The sequence below is a fragment of the Eubacterium aggregans genome (assembly GCF_900107815.1).
In the GTDB taxonomy this organism is placed as follows: Bacteria; Bacillota; Clostridia; order Eubacteriales; family Eubacteriaceae; genus Eubacterium_O; species Eubacterium_O aggregans.
The window spans coordinates 17,580-35,746 of the sequence record NZ_FNRK01000026.1 but is presented as its reverse complement, the minus strand read 5'-3'; the positions used below and the strand labels follow the sequence as shown (position 1 = coordinate 35,746).

General features: G+C 48.7%; 20 protein-coding genes and 1 tRNA gene. 12 read left to right on the top strand and 9 right to left on the bottom strand.

Going from position 1 to position 18,167, the window contains the following annotated elements; all coding sequences use genetic code 11:
• On the bottom strand, positions 1 to 239 hold a 239-nt coding region (locus BLW33_RS11845), incomplete at its 3' end, for a transposase (protein ID WP_143032601.1).
• Between the two features lie 216 nt (positions 240 to 455).
• Here BLW33_RS11845 and rsgA point away from each other — a divergent pair.
• On the top strand, positions 456 to 1,532 hold the full coding sequence (gene rsgA, locus BLW33_RS11840) for a ribosome small subunit-dependent GTPase A (RefSeq protein ID WP_090309186.1): 1,077 nt from the start codon (positions 456 to 458) through the stop codon (positions 1,530 to 1,532).
• Here rsgA and BLW33_RS11835 read toward each other — a convergent pair.
• A complete protein-coding gene (locus BLW33_RS11835) occupies positions 1,529 to 3,784 on the bottom strand; it encodes an ATP-binding cassette domain-containing protein (RefSeq protein ID WP_090309183.1) in 2,256 nt (751 codons plus the stop codon). The genes rsgA and BLW33_RS11835 overlap by 4 nt on opposite strands.
• Positions 3,785 to 3,940: 156 nt before the next feature.
• Positions 3,941 to 4,885 carry a sugar-binding transcriptional regulator gene (locus BLW33_RS11830; RefSeq protein ID WP_090309180.1) on the bottom strand — a complete coding sequence of 315 codons (945 nt, stop codon included), beginning with the start codon at positions 4,883 to 4,885 and terminating at the stop codon, positions 3,941 to 3,943.
• 192 nt (positions 4,886 to 5,077) lie between these two features.
• Between BLW33_RS11830 and BLW33_RS11825 the strand changes: the two genes are divergently transcribed.
• The 6 genes from BLW33_RS11825 to BLW33_RS11800 all read left to right on the top strand — a co-directional run bounded on the left by BLW33_RS11825 (position 5,078) and on the right by BLW33_RS11800 (position 10,545).
• Positions 5,078 to 6,619, top strand: coding sequence for an FGGY-family carbohydrate kinase (locus tag BLW33_RS11825; protein WP_242911669.1), 1,542 nt, complete (start codon positions 5,078 to 5,080; stop codon positions 6,617 to 6,619).
• Between the two features lie 31 nt (positions 6,620 to 6,650).
• Positions 6,651 to 7,298, top strand: a complete 648-nt coding sequence (locus tag BLW33_RS11820; protein ID WP_090309178.1) for a ribulose-phosphate 3-epimerase — start codon at positions 6,651 to 6,653, stop codon at positions 7,296 to 7,298.
• 45 nt (positions 7,299 to 7,343) lie between these two features.
• Entirely contained in the window at positions 7,344 to 8,048 is a 705-nt protein-coding gene (locus BLW33_RS11815; protein WP_090309175.1) for a triose-phosphate isomerase, read from the top strand.
• Position 8,049: 1 nt separating this feature from the next.
• On the top strand, positions 8,050 to 8,886 hold the full coding sequence (locus BLW33_RS11810) for a class II fructose-bisphosphate aldolase (RefSeq protein ID WP_090309172.1): 837 nt from the start codon (positions 8,050 to 8,052) through the stop codon (positions 8,884 to 8,886).
• Between the two features lie 10 nt (positions 8,887 to 8,896).
• The gene (locus tag BLW33_RS11805) at positions 8,897 to 9,421 is read left to right on the top strand and encodes a YjbQ family protein (protein ID WP_090309169.1); all 525 of its coding nucleotides are present in this window, start codon (positions 8,897 to 8,899) and stop codon (positions 9,419 to 9,421) included.
• Positions 9,422 to 9,537: 116 nt separating this feature from the next.
• A complete protein-coding gene (locus BLW33_RS11800; RefSeq protein WP_090309167.1) occupies positions 9,538 to 10,545 on the top strand; it encodes a Gfo/Idh/MocA family protein in 1,008 nt (335 codons plus the stop codon).
• Here the strand turns inward: BLW33_RS11800 and BLW33_RS11795 are convergent.
• From BLW33_RS11795 to BLW33_RS11780, 4 genes are all read right to left on the bottom strand, one after another.
• Positions 10,542 to 11,000 (bottom strand): hypothetical protein, encoded by a 459-nt coding sequence (locus BLW33_RS11795; RefSeq protein WP_090309164.1) that lies wholly within the window; start codon positions 10,998 to 11,000, stop codon positions 10,542 to 10,544. The two genes, BLW33_RS11800 and BLW33_RS11795, sit on opposite strands and share 4 nt — an antisense overlap.
• Before the next feature lie 222 nt (positions 11,001 to 11,222).
• Entirely contained in the window at positions 11,223 to 12,002 is a 780-nt protein-coding gene (locus BLW33_RS11790; RefSeq protein ID WP_090309161.1) for an SHIRT domain-containing protein, read from the bottom strand.
• A gap of 15 nt (positions 12,003 to 12,017) precedes the next feature.
• Complete coding sequence (locus BLW33_RS11785; protein WP_143032641.1) at positions 12,018 to 12,560, bottom strand: hypothetical protein; 543 nt, start codon at positions 12,558 to 12,560, stop codon at positions 12,018 to 12,020.
• Positions 12,561 to 12,648: 88 nt separating this feature from the next.
• Entirely contained in the window at positions 12,649 to 12,972 is a 324-nt protein-coding gene (locus tag BLW33_RS11780) for a hypothetical protein (protein WP_207647839.1), read from the bottom strand.
• Positions 12,973 to 13,698: 726 nt separating this feature from the next.
• Between BLW33_RS11780 and BLW33_RS11770 the strand changes: the two genes are divergently transcribed.
• Together BLW33_RS11770 and BLW33_RS11765 are read left to right on the top strand one after the other, a co-directional pair.
• On the top strand, positions 13,699 to 14,676 hold the full coding sequence (locus tag BLW33_RS11770) for a sensor histidine kinase (protein ID WP_090309152.1): 978 nt from the start codon (positions 13,699 to 13,701) through the stop codon (positions 14,674 to 14,676).
• 2 nt (positions 14,677 to 14,678) lie between these two features.
• Positions 14,679 to 15,464 (top strand): response regulator, encoded by a 786-nt coding sequence (locus BLW33_RS11765; protein ID WP_090309150.1) that lies wholly within the window; start codon positions 14,679 to 14,681, stop codon positions 15,462 to 15,464.
• 92 nt (positions 15,465 to 15,556) lie between these two features.
• On the opposite strand, the gene BLW33_RS11760 is transcribed toward BLW33_RS11765, so the two are convergent.
• A tRNA-Ser gene (locus BLW33_RS11760) sits at positions 15,557 to 15,647 on the bottom strand.
• 190 nt (positions 15,648 to 15,837) lie between these two features.
• Between BLW33_RS11760 and BLW33_RS11755 the strand changes: the two genes are divergently transcribed.
• Genes BLW33_RS11755 through BLW33_RS11745 form a run of 3 tightly spaced genes read left to right on the top strand, consistent with a single transcriptional unit; the run spans position 15,838 to position 17,451 of the window.
• A complete protein-coding gene (locus tag BLW33_RS11755; RefSeq protein ID WP_090309147.1) occupies positions 15,838 to 16,488 on the top strand; it encodes a TVP38/TMEM64 family protein in 651 nt (216 codons plus the stop codon).
• Complete coding sequence (locus tag BLW33_RS11750) at positions 16,457 to 16,969, top strand: hypothetical protein (RefSeq protein ID WP_090309146.1); 513 nt, start codon at positions 16,457 to 16,459, stop codon at positions 16,967 to 16,969. Before BLW33_RS11755 ends, BLW33_RS11750 begins: the two co-directional genes overlap by 32 nt.
• The gene (locus BLW33_RS11745) at positions 16,966 to 17,451 is read left to right on the top strand and encodes a DUF188 domain-containing protein (protein ID WP_090309143.1); all 486 of its coding nucleotides are present in this window, start codon (positions 16,966 to 16,968) and stop codon (positions 17,449 to 17,451) included. Before BLW33_RS11750 ends, BLW33_RS11745 begins: the two co-directional genes overlap by 4 nt.
• Before the next feature lies 1 nt (position 17,452).
• On the opposite strand, the gene BLW33_RS11740 is transcribed toward BLW33_RS11745, so the two are convergent.
• Positions 17,453 to 18,166 carry a radical SAM protein gene (locus BLW33_RS11740; RefSeq protein ID WP_143032639.1) on the bottom strand — a complete coding sequence of 238 codons (714 nt, stop codon included), beginning with the start codon at positions 18,164 to 18,166 and terminating at the stop codon, positions 17,453 to 17,455.
• Position 18,167 lies beyond the last annotated feature (1 nt).

Below are 18,167 nucleotides of genomic sequence, written 5' to 3'. Positions count from 1 at the left end.
TTCTGTGCCTTAACGTGCTGGCGTAAGGTGATAAGCTCCTCGGTCAGTGACATGGCGCTTGTTGGCGTCTGTGAACCTGGCCCCAGGTCTAACTTACCGAGTCGGCAGGATCTCATCCAAGAATACAATGTATTCTTGGGAATGCCGAGTTCCTTAGCTGCCTTAGACTGACCAATTTCTTTTCCCAGCTTCACGGCCTGTATCTTATATTCTGGATCATATTGTCTATTCTTTGCCATTTTTTCGTCTCCTCCTGACTCTTTGATTAGCTTAAATCCTTGTGAATCAGTTGTCAACTAAAACTATACAATATCATATTCCCACTATTTTATAAAAAAGGAGCATTGCTTTTTGAAAACCAATCACACCTTGGATCTTGTGGCAAACCGGGAGGTTTGCACACACTAATCCTGCATAACCTCCATAAGACCCCACAAAATCTTTAGGAGGAAAACATGAACACAATCCAAAATAATTCAATCCATTTACAACACTATGGTTTAGATGACCGCGTCCGCACCCTGGCACACACCTTTGGGGAGAACCCCATTATCGCCAGGGTCATTACCCAGGAAAAAAACCTGTACCGGGTGGTCTGTAACTCCGGGGAATTGCTGGCCGAGGTTTCTGGCCGTCTGCGCTATGCAGCTGCCACACCCGCGGACTTTCCCGGTGTTGGGGACTTCGTCCTCCTGGACCAGGACAACGATGCCGGCGGCCACGCCATTATCCACCGGGTCCTTCCCCGAAAGAGCCTTTTCGTAAGGCGGGCAGCGGGCAAGGCCCTGGCTGGCCAAGTCGTCGCCGCCAATATCGACACCATCTTTATTTGTATGTCCTTAAATCAGAATTTTAATATCCACCGACTGGAGCGTTACCTGGCCCTGGCCTATGAAAGCGGTGCCCAGCCAGTGGTGGTGCTGACCAAAGCCGATTTGTGCCATACCTTAAACCAACGTCTGGCTGAGGTCTACGCCGTTGCCATTGGCACGGAGGTCTTCGTCACCTCCGCTTTATCCCGTGAGGGCTTTGACACCCTGAAATCCTTCCTCATCCCTGGCCACACCGCTGCCTTTCTTGGCTCCTCCGGAGCAGGGAAATCGACCTTAATTAATGGTCTCCTGGGGGAAGGACGCCTTGCAACCGGAGGTCTCCGGGATGATGATCAGGGGCGGCACACCACCACCCACCGGGAGCTGATACGCCTACCTGGGGGCAGCCTGGTTATCGATACCCCGGGGATGCGGGAGCTGGGCATGTGGAACGTCTCCACAGGCTTTGAAAAAAGCTTTGAGGATATCGAAGCCTTAACCCAGAACTGCCGTTTTCGAAATTGCACCCACACCACAGAGCCTGGCTGCGCAGTTTTAGCCGCCATTGCCCATGGGACTTTATCCCCGGACCGTTTTAGGTCCTACGAGAAACTGGTTGCTGAAGCGGCCTACGGCGATGATCCCGATGCCTATTTGGCCAAGAAGGCGCAAAAGTTTAAAGCCATCGCTAAGGCCAATCGCCCGAAGAAAAAGCATTAATTGATAAGGCTGTCCCTCAAATATTTTGCGGTAATGGTCACCCCCTGGGCGGCCATCACCGCCGGGGACCCGGTGAACACCACCTGCCCCCCGGCGGTACCGCCATCCGGTCCGATATCAATGAGATAATCGGCCTGTTTCATTACATCCAGGTTATGCTCGATGACGATAACCGTATTTCCCTTGACCACGAAGCCATCCAATAACCCCATAATTTTGTGCACATCCTTGGCGTGAAGTCCGGTGGTGGGTTCATCTAAAATGTAAATATTCCCTTTTTTATCCAGATTTTTAGCCAACTTTAAGCGCTGGCGCTCTCCACCTGAAAGGGTGGACAGGGGCTGTCCCAGGGACAGGTATCCCAGACCAACCGCCGCCATAGCGTTCAAATGCTTGGTGATTTTTCCACTTTCCTGAAAAAAATCCTGGGCCTCCTCCACCGTCATTGACAGCATATCCACAATATTTTTTCCCCGATAGCTCTGGGACAGAGCTTCATCGCTATAGCGTTTGCCCTCGCAGACCTCACACACCGTGGTCACCGGGTCCATAAACACCAGCTCCGTCACCACGATCCCCTTTCCCTTACACACCGGACAAGCCCCCTTACTATTAAAGGAAAATAAGGATGCCGGCTGGCCCGATGCCTTGGCCAGCTGCTTTCGAATCTCATCAAAAAAGCCCAGATAGGTGGCAGGGGTCGATCGCCCCGTTGCGGTTATGGGGGATTGATCCACTAAGACCACCTGGTCCCGGTAGGTCCTGGCGAAAATTTCCCGGATGAGGGTACTCTTTCCCGAACCGGCCACTCCAGTTACTACAGTGAGCACATCCAGGGGAATATCCACAGATACATCCTTTAAATTATGACGGCTGGCATGACGAATGGGCAGAAATTCCCGGGGGACACGGGGATGGGCTTTCAAGGGAATCCGCTCCTCCATGGCCTTCCCTGTGATTGTCCCGGAGGTTAAAAGAGCCGCATAGCTTCCCTGGAAGAGGATTTTACCGCCCCCGCGCCCTGCCAGGGGCCCCACATCAATGACCTCATCGGCTATGCGGATAACATCCTTATCGTGCTCCACCACCAGCACCGTGTTGCCCTTGTCCCGAAGACTTTTTAAGAGCCGTGTCATTCGGTACACGTCCCGGGGGTGCATCCCGGTGCTGGGCTCGTCGAAGATATAGATCATCCCCGTGAGGGCACTTCCCATGTAGCGCACCAGCTTTAAGCGCTGGGCTTCTCCCCCGGAAAGGGAGGGGGATTCCCGGTTCAAACTCAGGTAGGGCAAGCCGATATCAATCATCCGGGTGAGGGTCGCCACCATGCCTTCAATGATGGTTACAGCCCTGGGATCCGTCACGGCGGACAGTACTTTCCGAAGGGTGGTGAATTCCAGCTCTCCCATTTCGGCAATGGTATAGCCTGCAATCCGGGCAGACAGCGCGGCTTCGTTCAGACGCTTTCCATGACAACGGGGACAGTCCTCCTCTGCAATCAGCTCGGACATCCGGTTTTTAATGGTCTCACTGGCGGTAGAACGATCCCGGTTAAGAAGCAGCCGGGTGAGGTGGTTGTGGATGCCCTCCACCTTTTTATGGAGCGGTGGGCCATCCGGGGTGTCTTTTCCATAAAGCATCCGGCAACGCTCCACCTCGGTATAGTCCTTCCATTTTTTATCCAGGTCGAAGAGACCGGATTTCGCATACTGCTTCCAATAATAATTTCCAGGATTGAAGAGAGAGAGGTCCACCATTCCTGTATTCCAGCTTTCCTCAGGTTTAAAGGTGGCCGATAGATCCAGGGTCATTACCTTCCCCAGTCCTGAGCACTCCGGGCACATCCCGCTGGGATCGTTAAAGGAAAAACAGGAGGCACTCCCCACCTGGGGCTCTCCAATACGGGAGTACAGCACCCGCAGGGCGGAGTACAAATCTGTGATGGTCCCCACCGTAGACCGGGCGTTGCCCCCCATCCGGCTCTGATCGATGACCACTGAAGGAGATAGATTCTCGATTTTGTCCACCCTGGGCTTTTCATATTTGGGAAGCCGCCCCCGAATGAAGGCCGGGTAGGTTTCGTTCATTTGACGCTTACTCTCTGCTGCAATGGTATCAAAGACGATGCTGGATTTTCCCGAGCCCGATACCCCCGTAAAAACAACGATTTTTCCCCTGGGTATTTCCAGGGAAATGTTTTTCAGGTTATTCTGCTGAAGTCCTTTGATAATGATTTTTTCTGGATGTGCCATTTACTTCCTCCTTACGCAATACATAAAATTGATTTTAACCCATCGAGTTCCGGATTTCCCGATGGGTCTTGGGGATTTGTACGGTACATCATTAAGCATAATCATTGGAATTTTTAATGTAAACACAAAAATTAAAAACGTTTTAGACTCTTCCCATTATTTTTCCAGCAATGCCATAGCGGTTTCCTCATTGGTAAATAAAACATTGACCAGCTTAAGAGAAAGTGCTGCGTGGATGATATCCCTCTTTTTTGCCCCTTCTGCAATACCGATGCTGGTTCGGGCGTTGCTGCTGGCATCAAAGATATTGGCCCGGATAAGCTTTTTTGTGGCTCCAATGGCAATGGGTCTGCCCTCTACATCAAAATATTGTAGTCCAATATCCCCCATAACCCGGCGGCTGCGCAGCTCTTCAATTTCTTCTGCTGTAAAAATTTCGTATTGGGGCATGGTTGAGGATTCGAAGGTGCCCATCCCCAACAATAGGATATCAGCGTGTTCGGCCTCACACAAAAGCTGACGGGTCTGGGGATTGGCCATCAGGGTTTCGAATTCTTCCTCTGAGCTGCAAACCGCAGGGGCATGGATGACCTCTGCCACGGCACCCAGGGTTTTAGCCAGCCGGATACTGCTCAGATTGGGCAGGAAATCCAATGAGTTTCCAAAACTCCCTGCCAGGGGCAAGATCTTTACCCTTGGAAAACTCAGTGATTCGGTGGCTGAAATCAGCCGGGTGACCCCAGTTCCCCACCCCACCCCCACCACATCCTCAGGTCGAAGTTCAGATATGAAATAATTGGCTGCGGCTAAAGCTAAATCATCTTTCATGGGTGAATCGTTTTTTATGACGCCCACATGCTTAACACGATACTTCTGCATCAAGCTGTTTTCCAAAGCGGTGTTTTCCGTAAAGGGAACCAGCACATCGATTTTTACGATACCGGCTTCCTCTGCCCGGGTCAGTAACTTGGAGACCCAGGGACGGGAGATTCCCAACTTTTTGGCAATTTCATTTTGGGACATTTTTTCTTTATAGTACAACGTTGCAATGAGAACCATTTTATTAAACATTGATTCCGTCGAATCGTTTTTTTTCGCCATTTCTTGTCCTTCTTTCATTTAGGCACATTTGTTACTAGATTATACGTGATTATTAACGAAAATGTCAAGAATAATTGAATTTTCAAAAAAATATTGACACACATATGTTCCCGTTGTATGATGACTATAACGTACGTTACTGCAAGGCACATATGTGTCTTATCAATTGCGAGATCATTGAAAGGGGTAATAATGATGAAACAATTAGAGTGTGTGTTAGGGGTCGATATGGGAACCGGGGGCGCCCGGGTTGGAATCTTTGATTTAAAGGGGAATCCCATTGTTTTTTGTGAGGAGTCCTATCCTCTTTACACCCCCGCCTCGGGACTAGCAGAACAAGATCCCAATGAATGGTGGGATGCCATCTGTAAGGCATCTAAAGCGGCCATTGCAGAAAGTGGCATTGATCCGGCTTACATCCGGGGGATGAGCGTGGATACCACTTGTTGTACAGTGCTTTTATCTAAAGATGATATGGTCCCCCTTCGGCCTGCCATTATGTGGATGGATATCCGTGCTGCCAAACAAGCCAAACGGATGTACGAAACTGGTCACGATGCCCTGAAATACAATGGCTACGGCATGGTTTCTGCAGAGTGCCTGCCTGCTAAAGCCCTGTGGCTCAAAGAAAATGAACCGGAAGTGTACCATACGGCCACGCGTTTCTATGAATGTACGGATTGGCTCATCCACCGTCTCACCGGGGAATATACCGCCAGCATCAACTGTGCATCCTGTCGTTGGTACTACAACGCAGAAGAAGGGGGCTATCCCGTTGATTTCTATAACACCATTGGCCTGGAGGATCTGGTAGAGAAGCTACCATCCCGGGTCATGGCCATGGGAGACCTCGTCGGCGGCCTGACACCAGAAGCCGCAGAGGCCATGGGTCTGGTCCCTGGGATTCCGGTGGGCGAAGGCGGTGCCGATGCCTTTGTTGGTGTCATTGGACTGAATGCCGTCCAGCCGGGTAAACTCACCTTAATCACCGGCTCCTCCCACCTGCACATTGCGCAGTTTAAAGAAGCCATCCACAGTAAAGGCATTTGGGGTTCCTATCCCGATGCCATCGTCAAGGGGCTTCAGATGGTAGAAGGAGGACAGACGTCCACCGGTTCCATCGTCAACTGGGTGAAAGAACAGCTTTGCGGCAATTACAAGGCCCAGGCGGCTGAGGAAGGTGTGAGCGTCTATGACATCCTGAATCGTGAGGCAGAAAAGCTGCCCATCGGCTCCGATGGCATTATTGCCCTGGATTTCTTCCAGGGGAATCGGACACCCTATGTGGATGCGGATATCCGGGGAATGTTCTATGGCTTGTCCTTAGGTCACACCCCGGCCCATATGTATCGGGCCATCATTGAAAGCATCTGCTACGGTACCGAAGTCATTATGGATTCCTTCAAGGAAGCAGGCTTCGTCCCCGAGGGCATTGTTATTTCAGGTGGGGCCGTTAAGAGTCCCTTCTGGCTCCAAACCCATGCGGATGTGTCCAATGTGCCCATTATCGTTCCAAAGGTAACGGAAGGACCCTGTCTGGGTTCTGCTATCCTGGGCGCTGTGGCTGGGGGCATCTATCCGGATATCCAGACGGCTGCTGAATCCATGACCACGGTGGACTACATCGTTGAACCCAGTCAGGAGCGCCACGATGCCTATACCTTCTACTATGAAAAGTACAAGGAATTTTATCCCCTGGCCAAGGACTGGATGCACGCAGTGACCACCCATTAGGGGTCACCCATTCAAATCATGAGGAGTTCACATGGCACGCATATCTGCTTCAATTTTAGCCTGTGACCAAACCCGCCTGGGCGCCCAAGTCGCCCAGGCCGAGGCCGCAGGCATTGACTATCTCCACGTCGATATCATGGATGGATATTACGTGGCCAATGTGGCCTTCGGGCCACAAACCGTCCGGGATTTACACCAAGTCTGTCCCCTGCCCATTTCGGTTCATTTCGAAGTGGCCCACCCGGATATTTATTTCCCGATCTTTGCAGATGTCGGGGCAGAGGTCATCACCTTCCAATTGGATGCCTGCCCCAATCCCTTGCATTTATTGGCGGAAATCAGAAAACTCGGTATGAAGGCGGGGATTGGCATCGGGCCGTCCTACGGACTGGAGCGCCTGCCCTACCTGCTGCCCCATATGGACTGGCTGATACTGATGAGCGGTGAGCCAGGCTATGGCGGCCAAAAGCTGGATGAATCCATTTATGGGAAGCTTGCGCAGGCTAAAGCACTGATGGCTAAGTGTGGGCACACCGTTCCCATTAGTGTGGACGGCGGTGTCAATGGCCAAAACGGTGCGGACCTCGTCCGGGCCGGTGCGGATATCCTCATTGCCGGAAGCTACCTCTTCGGAGGGGAATCCATCCCGGATCGGGTCAGCCAATTAAAAGAATTATAATGGTCTAAAGTATTCAAAAAAGTATTAGAAAGTTGGAGGTTGGTTGTGGAAACTGGACATAATGTATTTTTAGTCGTTAATCCCAAATCGTATCTATATGGAGAAGAAGCACTGGCGCTGGCTGTCGCCGCAGATGAAATCGCAAAAGAAACTGGCATTGAGCTGTATTTTACCTGCCCCTATGCCGATATCCGCCAGATTCGGGAAAAAACATCCCATATCATCGTCACGGCCCAGCACATGGACCCTTTGACACCCGGTCGTGGGATGGGCCATGTTTTGCCGGATTCTTTAAAGGCCGCTGGTGCCGATGCGGTATTCCTCAACCATGCCGAAAACCCACTGACCATCAGCGCCCTGTACAAAACCATTCTGCGGGCCAAGGAGCTGGAGATGACCACCATTGTCTGCGGGGATTCCGTCGTAGAGGCCTTGGCACTGGCCCAGCTTGGTCCGGACATCCTGCTGGCTGAACCCACAGATCTCATCGGAACGGGCCAGGTAGCAGGGGATGATTACATCCTGGATACCGTTTCTAAAATCCGAGCCATTGATAAAAACATTGGGATTATGATTGCCTCGGGGATTACCACCGCAGAGGATGTGTACAATGTCGTCCGCCTGGGTGCAGATGGCACCGGCGGCACCAGTGGTATCCTCAGCGCACCGGACCCGGTTATACGAATTCGGGAAATGGCCGAAGCCATCTTACAGGCAGAAAAAGACAGAAAGACAGAAGGAGAAGCGTAAAATGTTAGTCAATTCAAAAGAAATCCTCAACGATGCAAAAAAAGGCGGTTACGCCGTACCCGCCCCTGATTTTCTGGACCTCGATATGGCCCGGACCTTCGTCCAAACCGCTGAAGCAGAAGGTAAACCTGTTATTTTATCCTTTGCCCAGGCGCATCAGGATGTCATTTCCCTGGAAGAAGCTGCAGTCATCGGGAAACTGGTGGGAGAAGCGGTCTCGGTTCCTGTGGTTCTTCATCTTGACCACGGCCAGGATTTAGAATTTTTGGAACGAGCCATGGACTTAGGCTTCACCTCGGTCATGATTGATGCTTCCTCCAAACCTTTTGAGGAAAATGTGGCGATCACCAAAGCAGTCGTGGCACTGGCCCATCCCCGGGGAATCACCGTGGAAGCAGAAATTGGCCATGTGGGCCAGGGAGATGCCTTTGGCGGTGGTGCCGAAGGCCAAAAAAGCGATTCCATTTACACCTCTGTGGAAGAAGCCGTTGCCTTTGTGGAGCAAACCGATGTGGATTCCCTGGCGGTTTCCATTGGGACCTGCCACGGCCTATACGCCGGTAATACCACCCCGGTCCTCAACTTTGAACGGCTGAAGGAACTGGCCGATGCTGTTCCGGTACCATTAGTCCTCCATGGCAGCTCTGGTTCCGGGGATGATAATATCCACCGCTGCGCCACCGAAGGCATTGCCAAGATTAATATCTTTACCGACTTCCTCGTCGGTGCCACCAAAGAAATCCACGCCCAGGGCGCTGATGATTTCCTGGCCATGAAGCGCGCCGCCAATACCGGAATGGCTGCTGTTTTAAAACACAATTTCGATAATTTCATTTAAGGAGAGATTTATGACCGTTTATAAAGAAACTATCCAGCTTGAATCCCACGGCGGCACCCCCAGCTTTATCAATATCACGGACAGCGTTCGGACCGCCATTAAAAACAGCGGGGTCCAGAACGGAACCTGTACCGTCATTTCCCCCCACACCACCTGTTCCGTCTTTTTCGAAGAATTTGTTCACGACTTCACCGAAGACGGTACCACGGAATTCCTCCAGGCTGATTTAAATGATGCCCTCAAGAAGATTATTCCCGACGAGGTGGAACTTGGCCAATACCGCTACCCTGGGGACAAGCATTTTGAAGATGTCTTTACCTGGCCGGATTGGGAATCCTGGATTCCCGGCGGGGATAAGACCCAGCTTCTCAACTGTGATGCCCATTTAAAGGCGACTCTTCTGGGTTCCAGCGCGATCTTCGATGTGGATGACGGCCAATTAGGTGTTGGAAAAACCGGCTATGTCTACTTTGTAGATTTTGACCGCACCCGGGCCCGTTCCCGTAAATGTAAGATTATTATCATGGGCGAATAAGCCCTTTCCCCCCGAAGCCTTTAAATCAAAAGAATTAAAGGCTTCGGGGGTTCTTTGTACAGAGGATCTAGTGTTATACAGGGTATGAATTTCCTTAAAAGATTGGAGGAACCCCCATGATCAACGTCGCCACTATCGGTACCAATTTTATTGTCGATTGGTTTATTTCAGCTGTCCAGACCATCCCATCCCTTCATTATCACACCGTCTATTCCCGAAATCCGGAAACGGCCTTGGCCTTTAAAGAAAAACATGGTGCCCAGGCCATCGAAACCGATCTCCTTGCCCTGGCCCAAAATCCAGAAATTAATGGGGTTTATATCGCCAGCCCCAATAGCTGTCATTACGAACAAGCCCTTCTCATGCTAAGCCATGGCAAGCATGTCCTCTGTGAGAAAACCATCACCACCAATGCGGCCCAGCTCGCCCGGCTAATCACCCTGGCAGAGGAGCAGCACCTTGTACTCATGGAAGGGATGCGCGCCCTCTTTACCCCAGGATTTCAAAAAATGACAGCCGCCCTGCCCCGTCTAGGGACCATTCGTCGGGTCAGCTTCCAGTATTGTCAATACTCCTCCCGCTATGATCATTTTAAAAAAGGCATCGTAGAAAATGCCTTTAACCCCGCCTTGTCTAACGGTGCGTTAATGGATATTGGGGTTTACTGCATCCATCCCCTGGTCAAGCTCTTTGGTGCACCTCAAAAAATTGTTGCTGAGGGGATCCGCCTCAAAAACGGAGTGGACGGTGCGGGCACCATCCTGGCAACCTACGACGGCATGGACGCCGAATTAACCTATTCTAAAATTACTGATGGCCACATTCCCAGCCAAATCCAAGGAGAGGATGGGACCCTTTTGTTAACAGCCATCAACCGCCCCCTGGAGCTTAAGCTCTTTCCCCGCCAGGGTTCCCCCGAATCCCTTTTTAGTGCCACACCTGGCAAAGGCCGGGATCTGGATATGGTGGGTCAAGTGACCGAATGGGTACGGCTCATTGAAGCAGGCCATACTGGTGCCTGCCATAATCAATACTCCCTAATGAGTTTGGAGATTATGGATGAAGCCCGGCGACAGATTGGATTGATTTTTCCGGATGATGACCATTCTTTCCAGTGTCTTTAAAGGGCAACGCCTATTTTTTCCTGGGAAAAGTGGATGTTCTCCATACTGCCACTAATATCCAGGGCTGAAAACACCTGGTTTGCCATTTTTCCCTTTACCTGGAAATTGCTGTGAAACAAAAGCCCTTCCTCCGGCCAGAGAGTCCCAATATAATGCCCGGGAAAGGATATAATCCGGGGCCGGATGATGGCTTTAAAATTATTAAACCGCAGATGCATGGAGGCACTGATACTGTGAAGGGGGTTTCCCGTTTTATTGATCAGTAAGCCAGTGATTTTTAACTGACGCATTACTTGGCGATATTCCCCCTTCATAAAGATAAAATGAATATGTCCATCGGTCAGCAAAGTAGCTTGCACTTTCAAAATTCGTTCTGCTTGATTTAATTCCTGTTGAATTCCCGGCTCATCCCGCTGCTCCTCGAGCATCCTTGGGACCCGAATATGAATGGCCATTCTCACTCCCCCACCTTCGATTTACTCGCCAAATACGATTCAATATTCTCGCTTTAAACTTCCTTAATTATATCGTTGCTTCCATTCTGGCATCAATCCCCAGTTTTTCGCGTGGGTGTTCCAATTCATCCAGTGGATCATAGAAAAATACCCCCAATGATCTCAAATGATCATTGGGGGTATTCTGTTCCCATCGAAGGCATCGCCTCCAGTAACTGGAAATTAATCTCCTTTTATTTTTTTAATTGCCGGGTAAGCCACCACTGCAGCCAACAGGATTGGTAAAAGCATCAATCCCCAATGATCCCTTGTAATGCCCGTTTTTACATCGTTCTTTAGCGGTTTATCCTTCGTTTCTGTTGCCGGGTATTTTGCTGCTGCCGGCTCAAATTCCCAATAGCCGACAAATTCAACATCCTTATTCGCAATGGTATCCTTCTCTCGATCATAGCCTTTAAAACGCCAGATACCATCCTCAACCTGTACCGTATTTTGGCTCGGAGCCGTTGCATGAACCTCTGTCCCCACTGTTTTCCCCACCTGTTTTAATGGCAAAATCCCAAGAACATCTGGCGGTAACACCTTTCCATCCGTTTTGCTTACAAAGTGATGGATGACATCAAAGCGGAGGGGGCACACTTCATTTTCATAACGAATGCTCTCAATGGATTGTGGCATTTTCATATAATCCAGGGTTGCTGCATGTATTTCCTCTGGAATGGCCCCTTCTGCCCGCATTTTCTCTTTTTTAGCCTCTAGTGCCAACGTTAATCCCTCTTCGTTCCATTGGCCGGTCACCTTGGTAACCGTTATTTTTTTATCCTCTGAAAAATCTGCCGGGGGATTAAATCGTTTCGTAAAGGTAATTCCATAGGCACTATCAGGAGGAATATTACCAAGCTCAATAATCACAATGTTTTCATTGATGGTTATGGATTTTGCTTGTAATGCCTGGGTATAGTGTCCACCACCATTAACCCCAGGATAGTAGCGATTAATCACCCAGTCTGTTGTATCCTAACTTATGGTTCCATCATAAGGAAGGGTAATGGTCATCACCGCATTATCCATGGCATAGTCGCTGGCAAATACAATCCGCCAGTACTGTGCCTGGGTTTGGCCAAGCCCGCCATCCTGCCAATGTTGGACCTCCAGATTTCCAGGGCCGAAGGCATCCGCTAACGCTCCGGTCGTGCTGCTGACCTGATGGTTTCTGGGATTATAAACTTTTTCAAAATATCCATTATTTGAATAATCATCTAAATTAGGATCCATCACCGATCGGGCATTAAATTCAACCCAATCAGTATAGACCGTGGTTATTTTATCCTCCTGGCACCCCTGTTCATTGGTGATCGTTTCTCTTATTGTTTTTGTCGCGGTTTTATAGCCATTGGATGGTAACATATAGGTCAACTTCCCATCCTGATCCCTATCCGCAGCACTCCCATTGGCATCCTTTTCTGTATAGGGAACTCCATACGTTTGAGAAAGATAACTTATGGAATCCACACTCTCCGCCCTTACCGCTCCGCCATCAATACATATTCCTAAATTCATAAAAATCATCATCGTCATGAAAAAAGTAATTCCTAGTCTCCTCATACCGTCCTTCTCTTTCATCTGCATAAACTTTTATTTTTGATAATCATCTTCTTTGCTTGGCCTTTTTTCGGATATGGATGATTAAAATGATGCTGATTAAGAGTAGCAGCCCCATTTTCATGGAGCCTTGTATACTCCAACCCGACCCTAAACCCGTATTCGGATTTATTCCTCTAACGATATTGAATGACTCTTTTGTTATGAAACGCTTTTGTGTTTGTTCTTCCTCATGACCCCAGCTTTTTTGTACTAATGGCACAAAAATCCGGCTGGCAGCTTGAGCATCGACGGAATGCATTGACGTCATCACTCCCACACCACTTCCTAAAAAGCCAACAATAAACAATAGTAATAAGCCAATTTCCACTCTTCTTTTTATTCTTTTTAAATCGAACACGCCCTTTTCTTTTGTCCTTTCTCTGTTGTATTTGCTATTCCTTTAGCAATTGTCGAAGAATCTCTTCCCTTGACTGTCCCGAGTTTCTTTCGTTTTTTAGGTATTTTAACGCCTGCTTCCATTCGTCCAACGAGAATTGATATATAAGTATCTCCTGCTCACTTATCCTTTTCAGCACAACCTTCCATTGTGTTGAAAATTTTAAATCGGATATGAACTGACAGCCCGAATAAACCGTTAAAAATTCAAGTAACTCCATTGGGTTCCCTGTCTTTTCAAGGGAATTATCCACTTGCATCCACCCCTTTCCTTTGTTATAATGATTATTAACTATCATTTCCTAAAAATTGAATCTGTATCCTACTCGCTATCGATCATACTGCCATTTTACAGTAGCATGCGTATCAGAAGCGTAGATGCCCTGTGGTTTTATCTGTAAAATGCTTCAAAATTGGCTGAGGAGGGTTTTGACGTGCTAAAACTCGATATTAATCGGGATCGATTACTCCAATACGTGTATCGATCCATTGATAAACACCGTTATTTAATCCACTTGCTGTTGGGCGTCATCCAATCGGTTTATTCTTTATTGATCTTCCTCTTTTTAAAACAATATCTTTTAATCGGTATCTGTCTCTTTGGCTGTTCCCTTTTTTCCTGCTGTATCGCATTTCACGGTTCAGTTCCTTTAAATCGATGTTTTTTTGCATCCTGCTCTATGCCTATCTCTTTGAGATTGGGGCTTCCTTTTTTTTAGACTGGGCATTAGGCTTTCAGAATTTTTTATTTACCCTAATTCCCGTTTGCTTTTCATTTATATATTTTGATAATAATTATGATGAGATTATCCCCATGGGCATTTATTCCTCTGGTCTGATTATCCTCTGTTATATCCTCTGCGGATTCATCGATTATTGGGTAACACCCACCAACGGACTCCCCTATCGGGATATTTGGATTATTAATACCTGTACAACCACCCTGGTGATGGGGATACTCTTTATCAATATTATGCTTTTTGTCACTGAGCTTCGTACTGTCCATCAAAAGCTGAATAAATTCTCTGAGATACGCCTGAATAATTTACGCAGCACCCTAATGCTCAGCCAAATCAAACCTCATTTTCTCTACAATTCCTTGGGAGCCATTGAAGATGCCATTGAAGTGGACCCTAACCGAGCCAAAGAGGAGATTGAATCCTTTGCCCGCTACCTTCGAATGAATATCGATACCCTGTCTTCCCAGGAACTTGTCTCCTTTGAAACAGAATTAACCCATGTCCGCACCTATATGCAAATTCAAAATTTACGTTTTGAGAACCGGATTCGCTTAAAATACCCTAGTGATTCCTTGGATTTCAAGCTTCCGCCCCTGACCATCCAGCCCATTGTGGAAAATGCCATCAATCATGGTATTCGACCCAAGGGTGGGTGCGGGCATATTCAAATAACATCCAGGGAAACACCTGATGCGTTCACCATTACCATTGAGGATGATGGCATTGGATTCAAAATGCGGGAAGATGAGGCGGAAAGGGATGTCGGCTCCACCGGACTGTACAATATCAACTATCGATTGACACAGATGTGCCAGGGAAAAATGAAAATATCCAGCACCCCGGGGGTGGGTACCACCGTTACTCTGGTCATTCCAAAGGTTAAAAAGGAAGTGTGAAAATGAGAACTATTTTTGTAGATGATGAACCCTGGGCCATGCGCAAATTCCAGAAGCTCTGTGCCCAGATCCAGGATATCGATATGATTGGAACCTTTGCCAATCCCCGGGAAGCCCTGGACTTCGCCCGGGAGCATGCCGTGGATTTTGCAGTCCTGGATATTGATATGCCCCAGATGAGTGGACTAACCCTGGGCAAGGCCTTAAGAGCCCTGTATCCGGAGATTGTGTTGGTGTATGTCACCGCCCATGATCAGTTTGCCAATGCAGCTTTAAAGCTTAAGGCTGACTATTTTCTGACCAAGCCCTATTCCGCCGCCGATATCCGCGATGTCCTCCAACGGGCACGACTTTTAAGCCAGCGCCAGGATAAGCCGGTCTTTATTCGCACCTTTGGCACCTTTGATATTTTTTTACATGGGCAGCCTATTGAATTTTCCAGTACCAAGGCCAAGGAGTTATTGGCCTTTTTAGTCGATAATAAAGGGGGATTTGTCACGACAAAAGAAGCAATGGCGGTGGTTTGGGAAGGCGATGGAGATGACGCCCTCTGCCGCACGGCTGCAATGCGGCTGCGACGGATTCTAAAACAATATGGCATAGAGGAAATCCTCTCCGAAAATCGGACAGGGCACTGTGTCAATATGGAGGCCTTTGATTGTGATTATTATATGCTGCTCAAAGGAATGAACCGTGGAAAATGGGCTTTTTCAGGGGAATACATGAAACAGTATAGTTGGGCCGAGGTTACCCTCTCCGCCCTTTTGAAGAAGATGGATTGGTGTTGAGAAGCTACACTAAACGCTCCACGGAAACGGGGAGTGTTTGTCTTTGTTTTTTTCCAAAAAATAAAAAAACGCCTACGCGTATCGTTTTTTAATGGCGGAGAAGGGGGGATTCGAACCCCCGATACGCTTTCACGTATACACGCTTTCCAGGCGTGCTCCTTAAACCAGCTCAGACACCTCTCCACTGCTTCAGCAAAGTAAAAATATTAAGTTAAAATTCGATTATATTTATTTACCGAACAGTTTATAATTATAATGGTGAATGCTGTTTTTGTCAAGGAAAAAGCACAAATTTATTCAGAAATTTTTTGAGGTTTTTAGGGAATTCTCCATCGGGGTATGCTAAAATAAACCAAAAGGAGGCGGCACCGACATGCTTAAGTATCTAGGGACCATCGATGCACTCAAAACCTATCTTCTGGGCTTTGGACCATGGACCCCCGCCGTTTACTTCATCCTCCAGATGCTTCAGGTCATTCTGGCTCCCCTGCCTGGCGGGACCACCACCCTCATTGGTGGTGCTCTCTTTGGTGGTCTTTGGGGGACGGTGATCAGCTCCGCCGCGGTGATTTTGGGGTCCTGCGCGGTATTTGCGCTGACGAAGCGGCTGGGGCGGCCTTTTGTGGTTAAATTTTCCCACAATTCGCCCTGGATTGAGAAGTTTGAAAGTATCCATGAGGATAAAATGGAAACCATCCTATTCCTCATTTTTATTTTTCCGGCATTTCCCGATGACCTCATCTGTTTTGTGGCCGGGCTGACCAAAATTCCCTTCCGACGCTTCTTACTGCTCTGTGTGGTGGGGCGTACTCCGGGCATCTTGCTCAACACCCTTATTGGGGCGGGTATTATGTCGGAGAATCCCACACAGCTTATTATTTTTGTTGCCATCTATGCGGTGTTCATCGTCATCTTCCTGCTGAACACCAAGCGGTTATCGGCTTATATTGAAAAACACCGATACCATCAACCAGAGAAAGGGACATCTCCCCATGAATCCAAAAACCACACCAACACGAAGTGAAAAACAATGCCATAAGCTCTTTATCAGCGAACTGGTAACGGCGTTTATCTGTGGCTATATTATCTATGGCCTGGCTGGAACCCTGGAAACAGGTCTGGATTTACGGCTCATCATCCCGGGGGCCATCTTAATTTTCGTCCTCCTACAGGGAACGGCCTATTGGTATTACCGCCGTCAAGAGGCCAGAGGTGTTTCCATGGATCGCCCCCTCATTCTTAAAATTTTCGCCCTTTTAAAAAAGGTGACCCCTTACATGCTGTGCCTCTATCCTTTATTGATTATCTACCTTCTGCTCCGGGAGCCCCAACAGCTCTGGGTACCCTTTAATGTTTTTGGCACTATTTTATGGGCCTTTGCCCTGATTGAATTTACGAATAATTATTATTTTAGCGTCCGTCTGGGTAATTTAAAGCACAGGACCCCCTCAGATTTGGCCCTGGAGCTCGACGCAGAATCACATCGAAAGGGAGTGAAAAAATGAGGATTTTAATCGACGGGGATGCCTGCCCCAAAAGCGCGAAGGTAATCTGTCATGAACTTTCCAAGGAATATGATATTCCAGCTTTTATCTTTACCGAGGGAAACAGGGATTGGGATGAGGACACCGATGAGGATGTCATGGCCTTTTCCCCCAGCGACTATCTGCCCGGGGCCATGGATTATAAGCTGAGTGCTTTGGCCGGCAAGGGCGATATCATCGTAACCCACGATTATAGCCTGGCCTCGGTAATCTATCCCCAGGTACTAGCGGTGGTCCATCCCTGTGGTTTTATCTACAATGCCACCAATATGGACCAGTTATTGTACGAACGCTTTATGACTCGGAAAAGCCATAATCCCAAAAAGGGAAAGGAAGCCCGCATTAAAAAAAGATCCTCCGAGGAGGATCAGGCCCTTCGACAGGTGCTGCTGGATCTCATTACTCCGGCAGATCAGCGGGCACCCTTCATCCATTTCAAATAGCTTAGTCCCCGACCCCCAGGGCTGTATTCTCTACGAGAACCCAGCATTGGGGGTCTTTTTCCAGGGCTTCATACCAGTTGTCCATAAACCAGCGGATGAGCTGGGTATCGGCTTTAATGGGCGTTTTATTATCGTTGAAGATGTTGATATAGACGGTCTGAAACCATTTTTTTGCCAGGACCAAATCCCGCTCAAATTGCTCAGGGCTCTGGCCCTCCATGCCGAAAAGGAGACAGCATTCATCAAAAACGGCGGCAATATCCGAGGGATCCAGGCCATAGCCCATCCCCTTTACCATTACCCCTTCCCGATAATCCTCGTCGAAGGTCTCGATACCGATGCGGGGGTGGAGGGCGATGCCCTTTCTGGCCAGCTCTGCCTTTAGCTTTTTCACCTGATTCGCCAAAAGCCAATGGCTTTCCAGGTGGAGATGGCCAATCCCCTTTTCCATACACAGATCGATGATTCGCGCCTGGATTTCCCGGGGCAGCTCAAAATAGGAGCCAGAGTTTAGGACCACCAGACGGCCAAATTCTCCGGTGACCGCATCTAAAACCCTGTGGTCCAGGGGAATGCTGACCGCATCCTCCCCGGCATCATCGTAATAGTCGCAGAAGCGACACTTTTTCCAAAAGCAGCCTCGCCCCATAAGCAGGACAATTTCCATGGGCTGGGGACCCTGGGACAGGCAGCTATAGCGCTCACTCATTTCCATG

Excerpts from the sequence above, each read along its gene's own strand:
- rsgA (WP_090309186.1), top strand. The coding sequence starts at position 456 with ATGAACACAATCCAAAATAATTCAATCCATTTACAACACTATGGTTTA.
- BLW33_RS11755 (WP_090309147.1), top strand. The coding sequence starts at position 15,838 with ATGCTTAAGTATCTAGGGACCATCGATGCACTCAAAACCTATCTTCTG.
- BLW33_RS11830 (WP_090309180.1), bottom strand. The coding sequence starts at position 4,885 with ATGGCGAAAAAAAACGATTCGACGGAATCAATGTTTAATAAAATGGTT.
- BLW33_RS11835 (WP_090309183.1), bottom strand. The coding sequence starts at position 3,784 with ATGGCACATCCAGAAAAAATCATTATCAAAGGACTTCAGCAGAATAAC.
- BLW33_RS11770 (WP_090309152.1), top strand. The coding sequence starts at position 13,699 with ATGTTTTTTTGCATCCTGCTCTATGCCTATCTCTTTGAGATTGGGGCT.
- BLW33_RS11745 (WP_090309143.1), top strand. The coding sequence starts at position 16,966 with ATGAGGATTTTAATCGACGGGGATGCCTGCCCCAAAAGCGCGAAGGTA.
- BLW33_RS11800 (WP_090309167.1), top strand. The coding sequence starts at position 9,538 with ATGATCAACGTCGCCACTATCGGTACCAATTTTATTGTCGATTGGTTT.
- BLW33_RS11765 (WP_090309150.1), top strand. The coding sequence starts at position 14,679 with ATGAGAACTATTTTTGTAGATGATGAACCCTGGGCCATGCGCAAATTC.
- BLW33_RS11750 (WP_090309146.1), top strand. The coding sequence starts at position 16,457 with ATGAATCCAAAAACCACACCAACACGAAGTGAAAAACAATGCCATAAG.
- BLW33_RS11805 (WP_090309169.1), top strand. The coding sequence starts at position 8,897 with ATGACCGTTTATAAAGAAACTATCCAGCTTGAATCCCACGGCGGCACC.
- BLW33_RS11825 (WP_242911669.1), top strand. The coding sequence starts at position 5,078 with ATGATGAAACAATTAGAGTGTGTGTTAGGGGTCGATATGGGAACCGGG.
- BLW33_RS11810 (WP_090309172.1), top strand. The coding sequence starts at position 8,050 with ATGTTAGTCAATTCAAAAGAAATCCTCAACGATGCAAAAAAAGGCGGT.
- BLW33_RS11820 (WP_090309178.1), top strand. The coding sequence starts at position 6,651 with ATGGCACGCATATCTGCTTCAATTTTAGCCTGTGACCAAACCCGCCTG.
- BLW33_RS11795 (WP_090309164.1), bottom strand. The coding sequence starts at position 11,000 with ATGGCCATTCATATTCGGGTCCCAAGGATGCTCGAGGAGCAGCGGGAT.
- BLW33_RS11740 (WP_143032639.1), bottom strand. The coding sequence starts at position 18,166 with ATGGAAATGAGTGAGCGCTATAGCTGCCTGTCCCAGGGTCCCCAGCCC.
- BLW33_RS11785 (WP_143032641.1), bottom strand. The coding sequence starts at position 12,560 with ATGAATTTAGGAATATGTATTGATGGCGGAGCGGTAAGGGCGGAGAGT.